Here is a 23,018-nt window from a genome sequence, read left to right as displayed (position 1 = left end):
CTTTTTAAATGAAAAGTGCTAATGATATGGCTATGTGCCCGCAAAAATTGTCTGAAAGTAAGAAAGCTCATCGTATTTTTGTCGATAATAAAACCATTACCTTTCAAGCCAACGATAAAAGTTTACTAGAGTGTTTAGAAAAGGCTAATGTGGAAGTGCATTATCACTGTCGTGACGGTTTTTGTGGGGCGTGTCGAGTAACCTTAGTTGAAGGCGAAATTAGCTACCCTCAAGGAGAGCCACTCGCTTTTATTGGCGATGGAGAAGTGCTCTCTTGCTGTTGTGTGCCAAAGAGTGACATCAAACTTATCGTTGAATAACTAATACTAGGATTATTAACGGGTCTTTAAAGATTGGAGAATCAACGCGTATAGATGTTGAGCGACAAATATACCCGTCACTCATCATCAACATCTATTAATCTTATACTTATACTTATAATTGCGCGCTTAACCTAACTTCTATACCGTCTAAAACCTTAGTTAACTCTGCGGCAACCGGTTGATACAATTGTTGATAACGCGCAGTATCTTCAATACTTACCGCTTCATCTAGCGCTTTAGTCAATTCAAACAGTTGCATAGCTCCTACTGAGCAAGAAACACCTTTTAAGGTATGTACTAAGTGTTTACAAGCAGTTTGATCATCAGTACTGATCGCTTGTTGAATCTTTTCACTGTCTTTTGAATGGTCTTCATAAAACATCACCAGTATTTCAGCAAAAAGGTCTTCATCTCCAAGGACATTACCAATACCTATTTCAGCATCAATACCTGGATATTCGTCTTCACTGGTCACCGGTAACTCATCGATAATACCCTCAGCGGCAACCGTATTTGATTCTTGATGCACCTTCACTTGATTTCGGCCACTGTGTTTTGCTTCATATAAGCAAAGATCAGCTTCTTTTAATAAGCCTTCTAAGTTCATCTCATCGCCCTTGCCTAATGATAAGCCGATACTGACTGTTACAGACACCTTTTCATCTTTGGTATCATCAATATATATTTTACTATGTTCTACTCTTTCTCTTAAGCGTTCGCAGGCAACAAGCGCATTCTCTGCAGAGGTATTTGCCATACATATCGCAAATTCTTCGCCACCAACTCGACCAATAATATCATTATCTCGAAAACAATCGCAGATGATATCAGCAAATTCAACTAGGACTTTATCACCGGTATCATGACCGTAATTATCGTTAACCGCTTTAAAAAAATCTATATCGAGCATTGCCACAGCAAGTGGTTTATTAGTGCGTTTTGCTTGGCTAATCGCTTTACCCGCTAAGTCTTCAAAAGCGCCTCTGTTACGAATACCGGTTAAGAAGTCTGTATTAGCTAGAGACTCTAGCTCTAAAGTTTTCTCTAAAAGCCGCAGCGAGGTTCGTATTCTAGCCAATAACACTTTCGGAATATAAGGTTTAGTTACGTAGTCATCTGCGCCAAATTCTAGAGCAGCAACAATTTGATCTTCATCATCTGAAGCCGATAACATAATGACCGGCGTATTGAAAATAATAGGGTGATTTTTTAATTTGTGTAACATCTCTAAGCCTGAGATACCCGGCATATACATATCTAATAAAATGAGGTCTATCGCTTGCTCTTCTAAAACCTCTAAGGCTTTTTCTCCAGATTCGGCGGTAAACACATTATAACCTTCTTCACCTAAATCAAACTCTAATAGCATGAGCGTATCTTTAGCGTCATCAACAGCGAGAATGTTATATTTTTTCTTTGTATTCATAGTTTATTCCCATTGGAAGGCTTATTCGTCATCTTTAGCTGTTAGGTGTTTTTGTAAGATATTAATTAACAAATCATATTCCCTTGATAAATCATTTTGAAGCGATAACAATTCAACACTATTTTTTATTCTAGCCGATTGTTCAATTTGTCGCGTTAATTTTCCAAGATTAATGCCACCTAAATTTTTTGACGAACCACTAACTTTATGTGCTAAAGCTATAATATCATCAAATAATTTATTTTCCATAGCGATAGCTAACTCATTTTTAAGCGCAGGCATATCCTCAATAAATAAACTGATAAGCTGTTTACTTAATTTGTCATTATTTCTAATACGCTTTAAAAAACCTGTTTTATCCCAAATGATATCTTCATTTGTCTTTGAATGACTACTTTTGGAGTTATCACCATGGCTAGTCTGGGTTAGGGGCTCTGCAATCTCGTTACTGTTATCATCAGACACGGTTTCAAAGCTATCTAGCCCAACCCATGCCGATATTTTTTTAAGTAAAATATCGGTATCTACCGGTTTAGTCGCGTAATCACTCATGCCTGCCGCTAAACATTTTTCTTTATCACCTTTCATCGCATTGGCAGTCATGGCAATAATTGGAATGTTACGATGAACAACACCAGCCTTTCCTGCCCTTATTGCTTTTGTTGCATCGTAGCCGTCCATTTCAGGCATTTGACAGTCCATAATAATGATTTGGTAGGGAGCATCGTCTGGTGAAGAATCTAAAGCAGCCAGGGCTTCGATACCATTACCAGCAACATCAGCTGACAAACCAATATTGGCTAGTACACCTAAAATGACCACTTGGTTAATACGGTTATCTTCAACCAATAAGATGCGGGTGTTTTTGGCAATGACGCGATTAGCATTTGAATGTTTTAACTTATGCACGTTATGTTGGGTAACAAAAGGTTTATTGACATTCAAAGTGCCTTCTTCGTCTAAAACAAGACTTAACGTAGCAAATAAATCTGCGGTGGTTGCTGGCTTGGGGAAATACGCAGAAAAGCCGAGTTGTTCAAAAAAGTTAGCATCTCCTCGATCACTCATTGACGTCATCATAATAAGTTTAGTTTTTTGTGTATGTCGATGACCCTTCAAGCGCTCACCTAAAGTAACGCCGTCCATGCCAGGCATTTGCATATCAAGAATTGCCGCATCAAAAAAATCAACCGGGTGATTATCCACCTGCTCGATAGCACAAGCGCCATCCTTTGCTTGCGTAACCTCTGCCCCCCAAATAGCTAACTGTCCTTTTAATACCGCCAAATTTGTCGCGTTATCATCAACTATTAGTATTTGCTTACCTTTTATGTCTACCTGAGGCATGACTGTTTGAGAATTATCACTTTCGTTAAGTAGTATGGTAAAAGTAAACACACTGCCCTGACCTTCGGCACTTGTTACGCTAATATCCCCTGACATCAGTTGGGCTAATTGTTTAACAATGGCCAAACCTAAGCCTGTACCTCCATATTTTCGTGTAGTAGAGGCGTCTACTTGGGTAAAAGAATCAAACAATGTAATCATTTTATTTTCAGGAATACCAATACCCGTATCTGATATGCTGCATGTTAATTGCAACTGATGTTGATGTTTCTTAATCGAGGCTTTAATGAGTACTTCACCGGTCTCGGTAAATTTTATTGAATTACTGACTAAATTTGACAGTATTTGCCGTAAACGACTAGGGTCACCCTTAACTAAAGATTGTTCAACACCGCAAACATCCAGTATCAATTCCAAGCCTTTTTCCTGCGCTTTTATCGCCATCGACTCAGCAAAGTCGCCAAGCTGACTTCGAATATCAAAATCAAGTATTTCAAGTTCTAGTTTTCCTGCCTCTATTTTTGAAAAGTCCAAAATATCATTAATCAAAGATAATAAAGATTGAGCACTTGAACTGGCTAATTGCAAATGATGAGCTTGTTGTTTATCGATATTACTTTGCTGAAGTAAACCTAACATCCCTAAGACGCCATTCATCGGGGTACGTATTTCATGACTCATACTTGCAAGAAACTGCGAGCGCAGCAACAGAGCGTGCTCTGCCATATCTAAAGCGTCCTGTTTTAAAGTACCTAAGTTTTTTTGCTCGGTTATATCACGATGAGTTCCCACCACTCTGAAGTTTTTTTGATCTTTATGATTAACCATTTGACTATGTGTTTCAATATATCGAATAGTTCCATCTGGCAAAGTGATACGATATTCAAAATTAATTACTATGCCTTTCTTAACTTCACGGATAAATTGTTCTTCCACAAATTTAAGATCGTCTATGTGTATAGCAGTTCGCCAAATTTTTTCTGTAGGTACTGTTGAATCTTTATCATAGCCAAATAATTCATACATTCGACTGTCCCAAAGACTTAGACCTGTTTGAATATCATAGTCCCAAACGCCTATTCTTGGGGCTGACAAGGCAAAATTTAAACGCCATGCCATATCTTTAGCTTCTTCAATACTGCGGATACTTTCTGCTGCCAACAACTTGTTTTCAGTGATATCACGTATTAATCCGGTAAAAACAACATCACCAGAAATATTTATTTTACTGACACTTAAATGCATAAAGAACTTTTCGCCATTTTTTCTTAATGCTGTCAGTTCAAGGGTGCGGCCTTTTACTTCACTTGAAGTATGTTGTAAAAAACGTTTAAATTCGTCCACTGGGTTAATAGTATTATCTACGGGCACTAGAAATAGTGCGTTTTTACCAAGGACCTCATTGGTTTGATAGCCAAATATTTTTTCAGCCGCATGATTAAAAGCGAGAATATTACCTTTCCCGTCAATATTTATAACACCATCAGCAATTGAGTTTAAAATAGAATAAAGCTTTGCTAACGCATCTTCTGCACGTATTGTTTCACTTTTTTGGACAATCGACTTTTGCTCTATTTGCATTAATAAATTTTTAAAACTTCTTGCTAAAGCGCCAATTTCATCATTTTCTTGCACCGGTAACTTACCGATAACACCCTGCTCTTCATATTGGGCAACACCTTTAGTCATCAACAACAAAGCACGTGTTATCCGCTTAGACGCCATAATACAAAACACTAGACTTAATATGGCTAAGATAAAGCTAAATAATATTGCCCGGTTTTTCATACTTTCTAATGATTGCAGATAAATATTACTTTTATTTTCAATAACTAAGTGTAATGGATTTTCTTGGCCAAATTCGGCAAACTGAACAGTAGAGTAATAGGCTAATTTATTATCAACATCTATTTCTTTATCTTGCACTAGCTTATCGCTAGTGAGTATTGAGGAAAAAATAACACTCAGCGACGGAAACTTTTCAATCACCTTGATATTGTTTTTATCAACTTTTTGATCGGCTGGAAAATAAATAAAATCACCCGCTGAATTAGCAAGATAAAAAGTAACTTTTTCTAAAGCATTTTCCTTAAGCCGTTCAATAAATAAAGAAAAATCAACTTCTATTGTTATTGAGCCAAAAAGTTCGTTATCAGCCGTATAAATAGGGGTAGCGATAAATAAAGAACTCTGTAAAGGCTTGCCCTGAGTATTTTTTTGATAATATATCTCTGAAAAATACACTTCACCTTTTTTGACTAATAATGCCGCTTTTAATGAATCAAGCGCTATATTTTGACTAGATTGCTCAAAAGGAGTGACCTTCACTTGGTCATCTTCATGGTCAACACTGACAATACTGCGAACATGTTTCTCTGTTGTTAAATAACTTATATTTTTATAAATAGGTTGGTTTTTGATAAATTCTTTGAATATCCCCTGTAATTTTTTCCGCCATAACAGGTTTTGTTCATCATCAGATTTGATAGACTCCATAACACCTTGTATTGACGCGGTCTTACTGAGGAAGATTGAGTCGTTGGCACTTTCTCGATAGAAATAGGCTATTAATGGTTTTACAATTTTACTTTTAATATTGAGTTCATCAAACGCCTGCTCTTTAACCAACTGCTGGCTTTCAATATAAAATACAGTGCCAACCGCAAAAGCAATAAGGAGTGATAAAGAAAAGCCAGCAAATGGAATTTTAAAAGCTAATGAGCTAAAAACTTTTCCGATAGAGAAGCTTTTACTGGCTTTAGTTAATGGCTGCGCAGTATGATGATGTTCTTTAGATGCGCCATTATTATCTTGTAAATGATTGTTTTTGATAAGTGCTACTTCTCTTTTGGTGAATCTATTCATACGCCGATAAAAATAGAGTCTGAAACAATATTTTTGAGAAAAGACTAAATATTCAATTGGCTATCAAATAACATACTAGAACCAACGCTTATATGCAATTGTGGTAGATCAACAACAATAACACTGATAACTAAACCTTAGGATATTACTGAGCATTTACCGATAAAACATCACCAAATTAGTAATAATAACTTGCTCAGCGGCTAACAATTATCATATATATTCGAGCTGTAATTTAATTATTTTCAATTAAAAAGCTGGCCAATTCTTTTGAATTAAACGGTTTTCTTAAAACGGGGTAATGCCATTGTTTATCTTCCTCAGCAATATAACCACTAATTGAAAAGATTCGAATATTAGGAAACTTTGCTTTCACTAATTCCACAGCCTCTCGACCTGAAATATCGGGTAATATCATATCGGTAATAAAAATATCAAAAGGTTGCTCAGTCGCTAAAATGTTCATTAAACCCATTTTATTGTTGGTATGTTCAGTTTTAACGCCTTCGTTTTCTAAATACAAGGAAACAAACTCAGCAATACTTATCTCATCATCTAAAATAAGTACGCGCTTTCCCTTTATATTTAATTGGCTTTTAAGCGTTAAGGGACTTTTCTTTGGGGGATTTTTTAAAATCTGGCACTTAAAGACTAAGGTAAAGTGCGCCCCACCCAAACTGCCATGTCCTGAAACTCGTATATGACCATTATGCTTATATATTGTGCTATAAACATTAGCTAATCCAATACCGTTGCCCTTATTAACTGATTTACTGCTGTAAAAGGGATCAAACACTTTAGTCAAATTACCTTGCTCAATACCCACACCACTATCTTTGACATGAATTTCTAAATTTTGCTGTTCATTAATGTTGGCTGATATTTCTATCTGTCCAATTAAGCCTCTTTCGCGGATCGCATCCTGAGAATTTAACACTAAGTTAAGCAATATATTAATAAATTCACCTTGAGGAAACTTTATTTTACAGCATAGTTCATTGGTATGAATGCTAAAGTCTATGGTAGGAAGTAACAATTGCTTAAAAAGATATTGGTTATCAATAATATCCTGTATCGGGTCAAACCGAACCACTTTGATGGTAGGTTTACGCGTAAAAGCTAATAAACGCTCGGTAACGCTTTTACCTTTATCTATCGCATTCTTGACCCGCTCAATATACCTTGAAATATCACGTTCACCTTGGGCGAACTTAATCTCTAACATTTCGGTAGCGCCTAAAGCGACGCCCAGTACATTATTGATGTCATGTGAAACATTGCCAAAAGTATTACCCAGTAAAGCGAGTCGATTACTAATAAGTTGTTGTTGGTCTTTACGAAATTGCTCAGTAACGTTTTCAACAATCCAAATAAATATTCCTTCATCGGCTTCATAGGTTACCGATAAATCAAAAACACTATTGTATTGATCAAAACTAATATGAGTTTCTTTAAGTTGACCACACTTTTTTGCTTTTCGTTTAAACGCAAGATAGTCGGTAATACTGAAATTAATATAATTAAAAAGCACGGCGCTACTGTGGGCAGTTTTTGGTGTTAGATCTTGATAAACGACATTATCTTTGTCATCAATAAAGAAAACCGGTACCTTTATTGTATAATTGACCATAGCGAGCAGTTTTAATTTTTCAAAAATAGTTTCTGATTGGCTAATATCTTTAAATACGCCGAAAACACCAACAACGTCACCCGCAGTATTGAGTTCAACCTCACCAAAACACTCCACTTTCACTTTATTGCCCTGTTTATTTCTTATAGCACTTTTAAAGTAGAAGCCTTGTTTATTAACAATGGCATTATCTAAATAATTTCGTACCTTAACCTGTTCTTCTACCAGGTAAAAGTCTAAGGCCGAAACTACCTTTGGTTGGTAATTAGTGGCGTCTACACCATGAATTTTATAAAGCTCAGTTGACCAATATAAGGTATTATCAATACAATCTAGACGCCAATGCCCTGATTTATTTAAACTTTCCGCTAGCAACAGATAATTATTTCTTTCTTTTAGCTTTTCGACTAATTGATGTTGCGCGGTGATATCTTTAACTGAGCCAAACATTTTATAAGCACGCTCTGCCCTGTATTCGATAATTTTACCAAAAACAGTTACCCACTTCGTAGCACCTTGCTCTGTAGTCATTGACAGCGTTAAATTTATACTGGGTATTTCACCAAGACAATGCGCTTTGGCTTCTTGGTTAAGGCGGGCTAAATCTTCTTCTTTTAACCATTTTTGACCAAAAGAAAGTGGGCCTAAGAATGCTTCTGCAGAATAATCCAACATAGCCATAAATTGTGCGGAATAAAGTAGCGTTCCTTCAATAATATTCCACTCCCAAAAAGCTTCTTCTATGGTGTTTAATATTTTATGGGTGTGTTTTGATAACGCTGCAGATTCTATTTTTTCTGCTAGCTTTTCCCGCTCATTAATCGTTTTATCGTCAGAGCTATCGTTTAACAATGAATCCGAAAGGTAGACGGTATAACCGCCAGCAACTTCACTTGTTTTTATTGTACAATTGAGCATCTCATCTGATTTACTCAATAAGACAACATCTCTAACACCTGATCCACGTTGGAAGTTATGACAAAACTTTAGATGCGAATTAGCAAATTCCTTGGGCAAGAGCATTTCTAGCGGTTGCCCTTTAATTTCTGCTAAACAATAACCAGAAAAACTTTCTGCCCAACGATTACAACCGGTAATAATCCCTTGATGATCTAATTGAATAACCGAAAAAGGAATACTATTGATCGATACCGTTAAATCGTTAGAGGTAGCGTTCAAAATAGTTCATCTTCATCATCAAAATCAACTACTTCCTCTTCTTGTTGTTGATTAAGGACTTCAAGTTCATCAACACTGGCTAAGGCGCCATCAAGTAAATCGGTAACTTCAAGAAAATTTATATCATCTTGTGAGTGTTTTTTTAAAGCACCATGAACCAAGTTGGTCAGATATTGTTCTTGTTCATCTGACATCTCTAGGACATGGAAGCTCATACCTATGTTAGTGACTATCTCATTCATCACTTCCTGTTGATGGTGCTTAGATATGGCAATCATATTTTTGGTAGTAGAAACAGCTTGCTGAATTTTACTTTGTACTTGCACCAGTGAATTTTTATAGGTAATAAAAGCAATACGAGCACCGATGCATTCAATAACAGAGGCGAGTGCATCAATATATATATCAGTATCAATAGCGCCATCTACTAAATTTAAAATAAGGATTGAGCACAATGGGTGGTTAAAAATAGTTCTAGAACTAAAGCGATATAAGCGAGGTTTAACCCTTAACAGTTTCATTACATCGATTTCTACCGGAGAACAAAAGCCATTTTTAGAACTAAAGAAAAGTGATTTTTCATTGATCGGGTAAAAAGCAATACAGCCATCTAAGTTCATTGTATAAAGAAATGAAAACACTTCATCTCTAATTTTTTCTAAAGTAAAACAATGATTAAGTCGAGATGTTAGCTGCATACAGCTGCCATATTTAGCCGCTTGTGCCATTGAAATATTAATAACTCGATCTTTTGAACTAATTTCTGTTTCAAAGCTATGAATTTTATCTTGATAAGAAATAAGTTTTTTTAGCTTTTTATCCAAAGCTAATAAAGAAATAGGTTTTGCAAGGAAATCATCGGCACCACACTCTAAACCTTTAAGTACAGCATCTTCGGTGGCTAGGCCAGAATACAAGACAAAAGAGGTTGCGACGGTATGTTGTTCAACGTTACGTTTTATCCATTGTGACCCTTTGTCTTCGCCAATATTTTCATCAACTAAGGCGATGTCAAAAAGTTGATTGTCGCTGACTAACTTATCCGCATCTTTAATATTAGTCGCGCACGTTACTTCAAAACTTTCGGTTAATGCTTCATGAAGCAGTTCAAGGTAATCTTTGTCATCATCAATAATTAACAAACGGGGTTTAGGCATAATAATTCCTTTTTTTATGAGATTTCAACCTTAGTAAAGGCAGTTGTTAAGCACTTTTTTGAAAAACACTAGAACGATTACGCCCTTGGTCTTTTGCTTGATATAAAGCGATATCAGCTTGTTTTATTAATTCACTTGCATTGGCTACGTGATCGGCAGCGCTTGTTGTTGCAATACCAATACTTACCGTCACATAAGGAAATATTGATGAATATTCGTGTTTTATTTTTTGGCTTAATAGCGCTAAGCTTAATTCTTTTGCTTTAAATCTAGCGCCCTCGACTGGCGTAAAAGGCAACACAACAATAAATTCCTCTCCCCCATAACGAGCTAATGAGTCAGTGGCTCGATTAAGCGTTTCATTAAGCGTATTAGCAACCTGAACTAAACACTTATCGCCTTGTGGGTGACCATAGTTATCGTTATAAGGCTTAAAAAAGTCAATATCTATCATCAATATTGATAATTCCCCTTGTTGTCGCTCATTAATTTGCCAAGCACTAGCGAGGACTTCTTCTAACCCTCTTCGGTTAAGTATCTGCGTTAGCGGGTCAATACTACTGAGTATTTCTAGTTGTTTATTGGCGCGTTCAAGCGCTCCTTTCATTTTGGTAATACGTTCCATCGCTCTTAATTTTGCGCTCAAAATCACTTGTTTTATCGGCTTTGTTAAGTAATCGTCAGCACCCGCATCAATACCTTGAGTTAAATACTCTTCGCTGTCGTTGGAGCTAAGAAAGATAATAGGGAACCATTTGGGGTATTCTTTTCTTATCATTTTTGTTAGCGCAAAACCGTCAACCTCGGGCATTTCTATATCCATAAGCACTAAATCAATGTTTTCTTTCTTTAATGCTGCCATCGCCTGCACATGACCATTAGCAACGACGGCAATATGGCCGCTGTCAATGATCATCGCACTAACAACTTCTCTGATAAACTTATTATCATCCACAACTAAAATGTTCACATTAATGCCTTATTACATGGGCCATAAATTAAAATATTGATGTTTACGATGCCCAAACATATGATGCTTCGACAACATTACCATTATCTTGGAAGTCTAAGCTGTCACACAGCTGCTCAACTAACTCAATACCACGACCGCTAAGCTCGAGTTTATTTGCTGGCTTGTTCACTCGTTGCTCATAGTATTTTTTTATATCAAATCCTTGCCCACTATCTTGTATTTTAATCATAATTCGACCGCCATTTGGAAAGGGGTAATGGCATATTTGTAATTCGATAAAGCCATGCGCTAAATTTTTCAAACGCAATTCTCGTTCTTTATAATATTGAGAGAAACCATCTGCACTGGCTTTTAACTTAGAGCTTAAGCCTAAGACACCATGGTCAAGTGAATTAATAAATAACTCAGTGAGTATGCTGTATAAACTTTGCCAATGCTCTGCATGACCTTCTATATCATTTATTTGATTCATAGCCATAGGAATTGGGTTTATAGAGGCTAAGCGCTTACCACTTAAGGTTAGTTGCCAGTGCCATGCTGGCTCTGTTGCCAAATAGATATCGTCAAGTTGCTTAGCTGAAATATTGGTAATGCCATGACTGGCGACCAGCACGTGCTCCCAACCTCCGCAAGGAATGTCAATCAATGAAATATCATCTTCTTGTGGCATAGCTTGGCAAAAGTCATTAACCGCGTTAAGCACACATTCACTAACCTTATGCGTGATTACGCCATGCTTTGCCGCCTGTTCGAATCGGTCAAAATCAAACATTTCCCCGTGTTCATTTCTCGCCTCGACAATACCATCACTGATTAAGATCATCCGATCGGTTTCTTCAATACCAAATACGGTTAATTTACTATCGGGTAAAAGCTTTGGAAGCACACCTATCGGTGGGTGACTTGACGATATTTGATGTTTTATTTTTCCTTGTTCAGAAAACAAGTAAGCATCGGGTAAGCCCGCATTAAAAACATAAACAGATTTATCATGGCTAGAGATACTGGCAAACCCCGCCGCAAGAAATAAATCTGCAGGCAGTAAATCATAAAGTTGATGATTAATTTGATTAATAATTTCAAATAACAAAAAACCTTTTTTGGTCATTGCTCTAAAGGTTTCCGCTAAGGGAATAGCACCAATAGATGAACGCAGTCCATGGCCAGTAAAATCTCCCAACATAACATTAACGTCACCATTAGGAGATAAAGCCGTTAGTTGTATATCACCACTAAATAACGCGGCGGGTTTTTTAATAATGCCAATGCGGTCAAGCGAGAAGTTTCTTGCCTCAATAACGCCCGACATTAACTGTTCAGCAAGCTCGGCATCTTTTTGTTGTTCTTGTTGTAAAATCTTAACTTGTGCGTATAAATCACTGATTCGTTGGATTGACTTTATTTTAGCTTTAAAAACTTTGGGTGAAAACGGCCTGACCAATATACCGTCACCGCCAGCATCAACACACTCAATAAAGGCTTCATCTGTATCCATACTGGTAATAAAAATCAGTGGGCACAAGCTATTATCTTGCGATAAACTTTTAATTTCTCTTGCTGCTTCATAGCCGTTCATAATGGGCATATTAATGTCCATTAACACTAAGTCAGGCTTATATTTAACATACATTGCCACGCCACGAGCACCATCATTAGCTGTAAAAACACGATAACCTTGCTCTTTTAATAAGACGCTTAAGACTTTGCATTGCATGGCAGAGTCGTCAACAACTAAAGCTAATTTAACATCATTTTTTCCAGCTAACACGGCTATAACCTATAATTCTATGGTGAGTAAACGGTGAAATTGCGCGATTTCTAAAATTTTATTCACTGAATCGCTTGGCTTACTAATCACAACTTTTCCTGAATAGTTTTCAGCATGATCTTTAAGTAATAAAATCATGCCTAAAGCAGAGCTATCCATATAAGTCGCTTTTGATAAACAGATAGTAAACATCGAGTTTTTTTCTTTACAGTTAATATAGGCATCTCGAAAGTGTTGATGCAGTGAGAAATCAAACCGACCTTCAATACTAATTTCTATATTTTTTTTATCTTCTGATACTTGCTTTATAACATTCATAGTCGTTCCTAATAATTTATAATTAAAACAACTCAACAACACCCTCATCCATAGATGACTGAGATACGCTGCGCTGCTCATTTTGATGATGAGATTGTTCGATAAGCGATTGACATTGATGCTGTAATTTTTGTAATGCTTGTGGAGTATTACTATTATTGATTTCAAATTCCATTAAAACTTGATTGAGAGCCGTAATAGTTTCAGTATTATGTTTAAGGGTTGCAAGGGCTTGACACGTTAAGTCTTCAAATTGTAGCGAGCGAATGCCTGTAGCGACTGTTTCAGCAATTTTTGGTGATAATCCAGCAAGCTCTTCAACAATGGCATTGGTTTGTGAAGAAGATTCACCCACATGCTCAACCATAAGACTGACTCGACTTTTAGCCTCAAGTGTTGCGGTCATATCAGCTGAAGCCATAACTTGAATTGAGTTTCTTAGCTTTTCAATGATAATTTGTGCCAATGATATTTCTTCACGAATATTATCATTGAGCTCGGTAGAATTAACTGATAACGCCCTGACTTCATTGGCCACTACAGCAAAACCTCTACCGGCATCTCCGGCTCTCGCTGCTTCTATAGCGGCATTAAGGGCTAATAAATTAGTTTGGCTCGCTAAACTTTCTACTTGTCCCAATAAGCTAAAAATACCGTCGAGCTGTTTACTCATTTCATCGCTAAATGACACGGCGGCTAAACTTTGCTTGCTAGTGGTCATAATCACCTGTAAAAAATCATCTAAAGTCTCACTGGAGTCGTGAACAAAAGACTCTATCGTGGTACCGTTTTCATCAACAGCACCTCGATGATTACCAATAGCAACATTAAGCATGACTTGTTGTTCATCCGTTAAGCTTTTTAAAGACTTGAAACTATCTGCAATCCCAGTCGTAGCCTCTTGAATTAAGATACTGGCCCGGTCAACTTCTGTATCAACGATGGCTATTTGCTGGCTAAGTAAGCTAACAATTTTTGTCAGGGTTATTTTTATTTCTTTTTCATTGTTGTTTACATTAAGCCCATTGCGCCCCTCAACATCACTTGCACTAGATAATGTTAGCAAAGCATGATTATTTTTATATAAGATAATCAAGACAAACGACAGTAATAATGTCAGCGTAATTGATAAGTAACTCAGTTGAAAAAATAAAAGGTCCATCAGTATTACGCCAACAATCACCAGCCCAGTCTTTAATAACAGCATGGCTTTATTTTTCATAAAACACCTCTTTTTTACTCTGTCGAGCCAGTGCAGCATGAGCTAAAATTTCCTTAGGTATATTAACTAATGAGCACTCTTTTACCTGAGCATTTAATGCATGAGCACTGCCTGGCATACCCCAAATTAAACTACTTGCCTTATCTTGGATAATAGTCATAGCGCCAGCATTTTTTAAATTTAATAAACCTTTGGCTCCATCTTGTCCCATGCCGGTTAATAATACCGCTTGAACATTGTTAGCAAGTGGTAGTAAGGAATTAAACAAAATGTCAACGGCAGGCTTGTGGCGGTTAACATCAGGTGAGTCTTCTAAAATACAAAAAAGTGCTCCACCTTTACTTTCTACTTTTAGATGAAGATTACCTGGCGCAATATAAACATTACCCGCTTTAATCTTTTGGCCATGCCTTGCTTCTTGCACATCAACGGCACAAATTTCGTTCATCCGTTGTGCATATCTCGCACTGAATGTTTTTGGAATATGTAAGGTGATAACCACAGCTGGAGAATTACTTGGCAAAGCGGTAATAATCGCTTTAATTGCTTCAGTGCCTCCTGTTGAAGCGCCAATAGCCACTAAATGATTCGAGCTCTGGCAACCTTTAAAGGGTAGTAGACCAGTCGCTAGAGGTTTTGATAACGTGCTGTTAAGTCGAAAATTTTTATTATCAACCATTGCGGCAAATTTTATTTTTCTCAATAAAGTCTCTTGAAAGGTAGACTTATTAGCAATCAAGGCTTCAAAACTAGGTTTTGCAATAAAATCAACAGCTCCTATTTCTAAAGCTTGTAGGGTGATATCAGCCCCTTTAGTCGTTAATGTTGATAGCATCACTACCGGCATAGGATGCAGTCGCATTAAGTTTTTCAAAAAGGTAATACCATCCATCTTTGGCATTTCAATATCTAAAGTCAGTACGTCAGGATTTAGCTTTTTGATTTGCTCTCGAGCGATCATAGGGTCTTTAGCTTCGCCAACTACTTCAATTTCAGGATCATCTTTTAAAACCTCATTAACAACCGCTCGAATAACCGAGGAATCGTCAATAATTAATACTTTAATTGGCTTCATATAACTAACATCCTAAGCTCGATAGTGGCTAATAAATAGCGCTAAGAAAATTCTACTTCACCTTCTACAGGTGTTTGGTCTATACGGTTTTACTATTCAACACTTTCATCGGTTGATTATTATCGCTAAAATAATTCTACATCACCCTCTACAGGTGTTTGGTCTATACGGTTTTAATATTCAACACTTTCATTGGTTAATTGTTATCAATAAAATAATTCTACGTCACAAGCTCAGCATGTGCTTGGTTTATATGGATTTTAATAATCACTAAAATAATTCTACATCACCTTCTACAGGTGTTTGGTCTATACGGTTTCTGTAAGCACTTTCACGGCGCGCAATAGTATCATTATGTAAATTATCAATCGTTTTAACAAAAGCTCGGCCACTTAGCGGTTCAAACAAAATTTTGCGAGGAAAAAAAGAACCTAAATCTGAACCTTCAACGGGTATCCCTTCATCTGCAAGATATTTCATCACAAAGCTAATATTTCTTTCGCCAATATCAGACATATGTTTTAAGACTTTACCGCCACCAAATACCTTAGCGCGTAAATTTACTTTTCGACCACCATTTTTCAATATCATATTAATGAGGTGTTCCATTGCAAAGTTGCCATAACGCGTTGCATCAGATGCCATACCACGTTGTCCCCAATCAACTTCATGGGCTTCTTTATCGGTTAGCGGCAGCATAAAATGATTCATGCCACCTATTCCGCTATGTTCATCCCAAATACAGGCTGAAATACAAGACCCTAACGTGGTCGCTATAGCAACATTTTCTCGAGTCATATAAAACTCACCCGGAAGAATTTTAGCGATAACTTGTTGTCTTTTTGCATCCCAGTAATGATTTATATGGGCAAACTCTGCTAAACATTGTTTTAAGCATTGCTTAACATAAATATTATCTTGTCGATTTAAAACCATGATTATTTGTTCACTTATTATAGAACGGCTAAAATGCTTTTCTAAAAATGGTACGTCCGACACTTTCAAAATGTTGTTGATATTGACCTAAATTTTCACTATGCCCTAAAATAAGCAAACCGCCTGGTGCTAACATTTCATAATACCGGGCAAATAATTCTTGCTGCGTTTTTTTGTCAAAATATATAATCACATTTCGACAAAAAATGATGTCAAATGGCCCTTTCATTGGCCATTCATGTAATAGATTCAATTTTTTAAAGGTAATAAGTGCTTGTAACTGTTTACCTACCTTTACTTTACTTTCGTTAATGCCAATGCCTTTGGTAAAATATTTTTCCTTAAACTTCCTGGGAACATCTTCTATGCGGCGTTCATCATAAGTCCCTTCTTTAGCAACAGCTAACACATTACTGTCAATATCTGTTGCTAATATTTTTACATCCCATTGACTTAATTGGCTTTTCATTGCTTCGAGCACCGTAATAGCAATACTGTAAGGTTCTTCTCCAGTGGAGCTTGCAGACGACCAAATTCTCAGACGTTTATCATGCGATAGGCGATTACCGAGTAATTTAGGTAGTTCATCTTGCGTCATATAATCAAAATGATGTTGCTCACGAAAAAAACTGGTTAAATTCGTGGTAATCGCATTGATAAAGTAATCTTGCTCTTTTTCTGTATCTGCCTTTAATAAGTTGCAATAAGCCGTAAAGGAGGAAAGTTTACGCTCACGAATAATACGAGTAAGACGACGGTACACCATCTCTTTTTTACTGGCATTGAGTACAATACCAGCTGTGTCATAAACAAATTGACAAAGATAATCAAAGTTATCGCCACTTAATTGAAACGCTTTATCACGCTCTGTCATTAATAGTTTGCCCTAGAACTCTTCCCACTCTTGATCAGATTCAGTTTTGGTTCTAGTCACCCTTGCTCTGGGCGCTGGTCTGGTTGGTTGTCTGCTCGCGGCTCTTGTTGGTTGTCTACTTGCAGGTTGTCTACTCGCGGGCTGTCTACTTGCTGGTCTTCTACTTGTTTGTTGTGAGCGACGAACGGGGGTTTGAATCTCTTGTTCATCATCTTCGCCATTATTAAAGAAGGCAACTTGATCAAGGAGTGCTTGTGACTGTTCTTCCATTGACTTACTCGACGCTGCCGCTTCTTCGACTAATGCAGCATTTTGTTGAGTCATTTCGTCCATTTGGCTAACGGCTGCACTGACTTCGCCAATACCGGCCGATTGCTCTTTACCCGCACTGTCAATATCGCTGATCATTTTACTGACTTCTTCAATAGCATTAACCAATTCAGTAAAAGTTTGACCGGTTTCATCAACTAACTTAGTCCCTTGACCTACCGCTTCAACACTGTCGTTTATTAAACCTTTAATCTCTTTAGCAGCACCGGCTGAACGTTGCGCTAAGTTGCGAACTTCTGCAGCAACCACCGCAAAACCACGACCTTGTTCACCCGCTCTTGCCGCTTCAACTGCAGCATTTAAGGCCAACAAGTTGGTTTGAAAGGCAATTTCATCAATAACACTAATAATGTCAGCTATTTTTTTACTCGACTTATTAATATCACTCATCGCCGTGATAGCATTTTTTACTACTGCGCCACCATTAGTTGCTTTGTCCATGACCGAAGCTGACAACTTACTCGCTTCAGATGCATTCTCTGCATTTTGCTGCACAGTACTGGTTAGTTCTTCCATAGCAGAAGCTGTTTCTTCAAGGCTAGAGGCTTGAGATTCTGTTCTGTGGCTAAGTTCATTGTTTCCTTCAGCAAGTTCACGAGCCGAATCAAAAACATTGGTTGACGCGCTGCGAATATCACCAACCATATTACTCAATACATCAATAAATTCATTAATAGAAGTGCCAATAATATTAAATTCACCTACCAACTCTGTTTCAATGTATTGCGTTAAATCACCGTCGGATAAGGTCATTAACGTTTCTTTAATTTGAGCAATAGCTTGCTTTCTTCCGGTGATATCTGCGGCATATTTAACGACTTTCATGGTCTTGCCATTTAAATCTAAAATAGGGTTGTAAGACGCTTGAATCCAAACTTCTTTTCCGCCTTTGCCTATGCGTAAATATTCGCCACTGTCGAATTCACCGCGATTCAGTTTTTGCCAAAATTGTTGATATTCAATAGTCGACTTATGAGCAGGCTCAACAAATAAGCTATGGTGTTGCCCCTGTATTTCACTAAGTGTATAACCTAACGCCGATAAAAAATTGTCATTGGCGGTAATAATAGTACCGTCCATATTAAATTCAATCACCGCTTGAGATTTGCTTATCGCGGCAATTTGTCCAGAATAATCAGCACTTATTAATTTTTGTTTGGTGACATCTGAGGCGAATTTCACCACTTTAAAAGGTTTATCATTTAAGTCTAATATAGGATTGTAAGAAGCTTGTATCCAAACTTCTTTACCACCTTTACCGATGCGTTTATATTCTTTTGAGTCGTATTCACCGCGATTTAAGCTTTCCCAAAAGAGTTTATATTCAACACTCCCTTTGAGCTCTGGCTCAATAAACATGCTGTGATGCTGGCCTTTTACTTCTTCTAGGGTATAGCCGAGCGTTGATAAAAAGTTTTCATTCGCGGTGATAATTGTGCCGTCCATATTAAATTCAATCACAGCTTGCGCTTTACTTATCGCTTCGATCTGACCTAAAAAGTTTGCGTTGGCTAATTTTTGTTCAGTAATGTCCGTTGCAAATTTCATCACTTTATAAGGAACACCCTCTGTATTAAGAATAGGGGTATAAGACGCCTGTATCCAAACTTCTCTGCCGCCTTTAGCAATGCGTTTATAAGTTTTTGATTCAAACTCACCACGATTCAAGCTTTCCCAAAAATTTTGATATTCTTCACTTATTTTAAAACTATGTTCGACAAACATACTGTGATGCTTACCTTGCACTTCTTCTAAGCTATAACCTAAGGTCGATAAGAAGTTTTCATTGGCGGTAATAATAGTACCGTCCATATTAAACTCAATTAGCGCTTGAACTTTATTCAGCGCTTCTATCTGAGCTAACATGTCTGCAAATTGCAATTCTTTAGCCTGCTCAACTGAAATTTCGGTATCTTTACCCATGGTAGTATTCTTCCCTATCGATTGAATGTTATCTTTTATTTTTATAGAATTAAGCACTAACTCAATAACAATGCTTCCTACTAAACGTTTAATTGTCGAGATCCAAGCTCTTTTGAGCGCAATTTTTAACTCTTTATCTAGTATCATTGTTAATGCTAGCAACAAGGCATTTTCAACATCTGCTTGATAATTTTTAACATCATTAATAGTGACTGATGTATTAATTTTTTCTTTAGTCAGTTCAATTGGCTGTAATAAATTTATTTCATGGCTTAATAAACAGATAAAGTCTTTATTAGCCCGGATTTTATCTTGCTTATCATTTTTAATAATGCTGCTAATTCCGGTCGTAATACAAATAATTGTTGATAAAACAAATCGCCAACATTGGGTGAAAGTGTCAGTATTTTTTGCCAACTTTGCTGAACTAAATTGATCTGTTTACCTGTCATTATATTAATGCTCTTATTTATTGAGATTGTCGTTTATTCAATAACTATCAACAATTAACGCTGCTTTCTATGTGTTTTGCTGTGAACTTTTTAGGTGATTGTCTACGTCGTAGAGTTCGTCCTGATCTAATAAACTATGACTATCAAGTAAAATAATAAGCCTGTCGTCAATTGACACTAAGCCCTGTAAAAAACAACGATCTATTTTATTACCAAAAGTAGGAGGGACCCGTATTGATTTTTTGTCAAACTTGTACACTTCTGACACGGCGTCGACCACAATACCGACTACCATGTTTTTTTGACTATTTGGCTTTCGTAAAATAATGGTCACTGTTTGCTCATTATATACGAGCGGTTGTTGACCAAAACGTTGGCGTAAATCTATGATAGGTACAATAATGCCACGTAAGTTAATGACCCCTTTGATATAATTTGGCTTGTTCGGTAACTCAGTAACTGAACTCCACACGCGTATTTCTTGTACGCATAAAATATCAACACCATACTCTTCGCCATTTAACATAAAGGTGAGATATTCTTGCTCTTGTTCCATGGTATCTTCCTTTATTTATATTAACTGATGTTTTTCAATTTCTTGTAAAACGTTAACATTGAGTAAAATGACAACATTTTCGCCAACATTTACTAAACCTTGTAAGTAATTTTGTGGTACATAGCCACCAAATGCTGGGGCAGGTTTTATATCGCTAGCTTCTACATTGAGCACATCTGAGACGGCGTCAACCACAAAACCTATAGTGCGCGTTTTGTCTTCGGTTTCCACAGTTAAAACAATCACTACCGTTGTTTCACAATAAATAGCACTACCGATATTAAATTTCATTCGTAGATCAACTATCGGTACAATAATACCGCGCATATTTATAACCCCTTTAATATAACAAGGTGAATTAGGGATGCGGGTTGGGTTTTCCCAACTACGTATTTCTTCGACACATAAAATATCAACCGCATATTGTTCATCGGCTAATAAAAAAGTGAGGTATTGGTCACCACTGGTTATAAAGTCGATGCCCTCTAAGGAATACTCTCCCTCAACTGGCACCTCTGCTGCTAACATTTGAATATCCATTAAGTGTTCACTCCTGTCGATATTGACTGGGTAATTTGAGATTGAACACTTGACTGGTGGTGTTGATTTATTTGTGCTTTTGTTAACGCCATTTCAATAATACCTGGTACATCAAGAATCATAGCCACAGAACCGTCACCCAAAATAGTGGCTCCTGAGACACCTTGAACTTGTTGATAATTATCATTTAAGCTCTTAATGACGACTTGCTGCTGGGCAAGTAAATCATCAACCATTAAACCAATTTTTTGTCCGTCTGCTTCAACCACAACCAACAAACAACTTTCGATATGTTCAAATTCACAAGGAATATTAAATAACTGATAAATAGGGATAACCGGTACATTATCTTCCCTGAGTCGATAAAGCAGCATGTCACCTGAAACACGATTAATAAGCTCTTTTTGTGGCTGCAGAGATTCAACAATAGTAATTAAAGGAATGATATAAACTTCCTTACCCACCCGAACTAACTGACCATCAAGTATCGCTAAGGTAAGGGGTAGGTTTACCCGAAAGGTACTCCCCTTGCCTTGTTCAGACTCGACTTGTATTCGTCCACCTAATGATTGAATATTCTTTTTTACCACATCCATACCGACGCCACGACCAGAAATATCACTGACTTCTTTAGCAGTAGAAAATCCAGGTTCAAAAAGTAAATCAAAAACTTGGCTATCAGACAAGGTGGTTTTTTCATCAACGAGGCCTTTTTCAAGTGCCTTATTAAAAACAGCTTGGCGGTCAATGCCGCCACCATCATCACTAATTTCAATACAAATACTGCCACCTTGATGAAAGGCATTAAGCACAATAGAACCCTTTTCAGGCTTACCATTAGCGAGTCTAACTTGTGCAGACTCAATACCATGATCAACGGCATTACGCACTAAATGTACCAGCGGATCGCCAATTTGTTCCATAACAGTTTTATCGAGTTCTGTTTGCTCACCTTTAAGAATAAGCTCAATTTCTTTTCCTGTTTTTTTAGACAGGTCATGTACTAACCTTGGAAAACGATTAAAAACGAAACTAATCGGTAGCATGCGAATTCGCATAACACTTTCTTGTAATTCTTTAGTATTTTGCAGTAACTGCTCCAACCCCGCATTTAGGCGCTCAACTTTTGATAAGTCAAAATCATTGCCTAACTCAGACAGCATAGATTGAGTAATTACTAATTCACCAACCAGGTTAATTAAACTGTCAACTTTATCAACACCGACTCGAATAGAGCCGAGATCATTTTTAGACTTACCTGCCGGCTTATCTGGGGTGTTTTTTGGCGTAGGCTCAGGAAAGCTGTCTTCGATTGGCGTTGTTATATTAGCCGCTTCATCTTGGCTTGACTCGTCAAGGGTATTGGCTTCAATCACCTCTTCAACGTTGACTTCTGGGATGTGATCTTCTTTGGTAATAATTAATTCACATTCATCTTCAACCCATTCAAAGACTTCTTTTATATCCGCTTCACTGACATTTGAGCACAATGTTAACTGCCAACTTAAATAGAGTTCTTCGGCATCAATATCACTTAATGCTGGTAGGTCTTTAGCATCAGCCACTAAAGAAATTTCTCCTAAATCAGCCAAGGCATTAAAGAGGAGTAGAGGATCATTACCGGTTTGCACTAAATGATGCTCTGGTATAAATTTTATCTGCCACCTTGTTATATCATTGTTATTGTCTGTGGTGTCATCAACATTTATAAGTAGTGCTTCAGTATTCCCATTGCCACTTGAGGCTAATGTTTCCTCTAAGCGCGTTGAGTTTTCAGCTATTTTTTCACTATCACACTCTTGTTCATCTCTTATTGCCTCAATTAACAAGCGCATACAGTCAACAGACTCTAATAATAATTCAACGTCATCTTGTTCAATATTACGCCTGCCATCACGCATTTCATCAAGAAGTGTTTCAACCAAGTGGGTGAACTCTGTGACATGATTAAAGCCAAAAGTACCAGCACCTCCTTTAATGGAATGGGCAGCACGAAATATTGAATTAATCGTTTCATCATCACCTTGCTCTAAATTTAGCAAGCTCGACTCCATTAATTCGAGACCTTCAAAACTTTCTTCTAAAAAGCTTGGAATAAACTGTGTGAGATCTACGCTCATAATA

Annotated in this window: 16 protein-coding genes; 1 reads left to right on the top strand and 15 read right to left on the bottom strand. The window is 37.1% G+C overall.

Annotation, left to right across the window (positions count from 1 at the left end; genetic code table 11):
• Nucleotides 1–8: 8 nt before the first annotated feature.
• Nucleotides 9–320, top strand: a complete 312-nt coding sequence (yfaE, locus tag H4J56_RS13420) for a class I ribonucleotide reductase maintenance protein YfaE (protein WP_259364623.1) — start codon at nt 9–11, stop codon at nt 318–320.
• 115 nt (nt 321–435) lie between these two features.
• On the opposite strand, the gene H4J56_RS13415 is transcribed toward yfaE, so the two are convergent.
• The 15 genes from H4J56_RS13415 to H4J56_RS13345 all read right to left on the bottom strand — a co-directional run bounded on the left by H4J56_RS13415 (nt 436) and on the right by H4J56_RS13345 (nt 23,014).
• Nucleotides 436–1,749: a diguanylate cyclase gene (locus tag H4J56_RS13415; protein WP_182222260.1), complete on the bottom strand. Its 1,314-nt coding sequence runs from the start codon at nt 1,747–1,749 to the stop codon at nt 436–438.
• Nucleotides 1,750–1,770: 21 nt separating this feature from the next.
• Nucleotides 1,771–5,961 (bottom strand): response regulator, encoded by a 4,191-nt coding sequence (locus H4J56_RS13410; RefSeq protein WP_182259464.1) that lies wholly within the window; start codon nt 5,959–5,961, stop codon nt 1,771–1,773.
• A 235-nt stretch (nt 5,962–6,196) separates the two neighbouring features.
• Nucleotides 6,197–8,770 (bottom strand): ATP-binding protein, encoded by a 2,574-nt coding sequence (locus tag H4J56_RS13405; RefSeq protein ID WP_182222258.1) that lies wholly within the window; start codon nt 8,768–8,770, stop codon nt 6,197–6,199.
• Entirely contained in the window at nt 8,767–9,927 is a 1,161-nt protein-coding gene (locus H4J56_RS13400; protein WP_182215810.1) for a response regulator, read from the bottom strand. The genes H4J56_RS13405 and H4J56_RS13400 overlap by 4 nt, the downstream gene beginning before the upstream one ends.
• A gap of 46 nt (nt 9,928–9,973) precedes the next feature.
• A complete protein-coding gene (locus H4J56_RS19940) occupies nt 9,974–10,897 on the bottom strand; it encodes a diguanylate cyclase (RefSeq protein WP_182222257.1) in 924 nt (307 codons plus the stop codon).
• 43 nt (nt 10,898–10,940) lie between these two features.
• Nucleotides 10,941–12,668 (bottom strand): SpoIIE family protein phosphatase, encoded by a 1,728-nt coding sequence (locus tag H4J56_RS19935; protein WP_310733516.1) that lies wholly within the window; start codon nt 12,666–12,668, stop codon nt 10,941–10,943.
• A gap of 9 nt (nt 12,669–12,677) precedes the next feature.
• Nucleotides 12,678–12,986 carry an STAS domain-containing protein gene (locus tag H4J56_RS13385; protein WP_182215806.1) on the bottom strand — a complete coding sequence of 103 codons (309 nt, stop codon included), beginning with the start codon at nt 12,984–12,986 and terminating at the stop codon, nt 12,678–12,680.
• Nucleotides 12,987–13,008: 22 nt separating this feature from the next.
• The gene (locus tag H4J56_RS19930) at nt 13,009–14,208 is read right to left on the bottom strand and encodes a methyl-accepting chemotaxis protein (RefSeq protein ID WP_182215804.1); all 1,200 of its coding nucleotides are present in this window, start codon (nt 14,206–14,208) and stop codon (nt 13,009–13,011) included.
• A complete protein-coding gene (locus tag H4J56_RS13375; RefSeq protein WP_182259463.1) occupies nt 14,198–15,283 on the bottom strand; it encodes a chemotaxis response regulator protein-glutamate methylesterase in 1,086 nt (361 codons plus the stop codon). Before H4J56_RS13375 ends, H4J56_RS19930 begins: the two co-directional genes overlap by 11 nt.
• A gap of 270 nt (nt 15,284–15,553) precedes the next feature.
• Nucleotides 15,554–16,219, bottom strand: a complete 666-nt coding sequence (gene cheD, locus H4J56_RS13370; RefSeq protein WP_182215800.1) for a chemoreceptor glutamine deamidase CheD — start codon at nt 16,217–16,219, stop codon at nt 15,554–15,556.
• Nucleotides 16,220–16,247: 28 nt separating this feature from the next.
• Nucleotides 16,248–17,093 (bottom strand): protein-glutamate O-methyltransferase CheR, encoded by an 846-nt coding sequence (locus tag H4J56_RS13365; protein ID WP_182259462.1) that lies wholly within the window; start codon nt 17,091–17,093, stop codon nt 16,248–16,250.
• A 12-nt stretch (nt 17,094–17,105) separates the two neighbouring features.
• Nucleotides 17,106–19,289, bottom strand: coding sequence for a methyl-accepting chemotaxis protein (locus H4J56_RS19925; RefSeq protein ID WP_404842643.1), 2,184 nt, complete (start codon nt 19,287–19,289; stop codon nt 17,106–17,108).
• 576 nt (nt 19,290–19,865) lie between these two features.
• Nucleotides 19,866–20,354 (bottom strand): chemotaxis protein CheW, encoded by a 489-nt coding sequence (locus tag H4J56_RS13355; RefSeq protein WP_182215796.1) that lies wholly within the window; start codon nt 20,352–20,354, stop codon nt 19,866–19,868.
• Nucleotides 20,355–20,369: 15 nt separating this feature from the next.
• The gene (locus H4J56_RS13350; protein WP_182215795.1) at nt 20,370–20,894 is read right to left on the bottom strand and encodes a chemotaxis protein CheW; all 525 of its coding nucleotides are present in this window, start codon (nt 20,892–20,894) and stop codon (nt 20,370–20,372) included.
• A complete protein-coding gene (locus H4J56_RS13345) occupies nt 20,894–23,014 on the bottom strand; it encodes a chemotaxis protein CheA (RefSeq protein ID WP_182259460.1) in 2,121 nt (706 codons plus the stop codon). The genes H4J56_RS13350 and H4J56_RS13345 overlap by 1 nt, the downstream gene beginning before the upstream one ends.
• Nucleotides 23,015–23,018: the final 4 nt, after the last annotated feature.

It is taken from the genome of Colwellia sp. BRX8-4, from assembly GCF_014077345.1.
Taxonomy (GTDB): domain Bacteria; phylum Pseudomonadota; class Gammaproteobacteria; order Enterobacterales; family Alteromonadaceae; genus Colwellia_A.
Note: the sequence above shows the minus strand (reverse complement) of the source record. Positions and strands in the feature narration are given on the sequence as shown.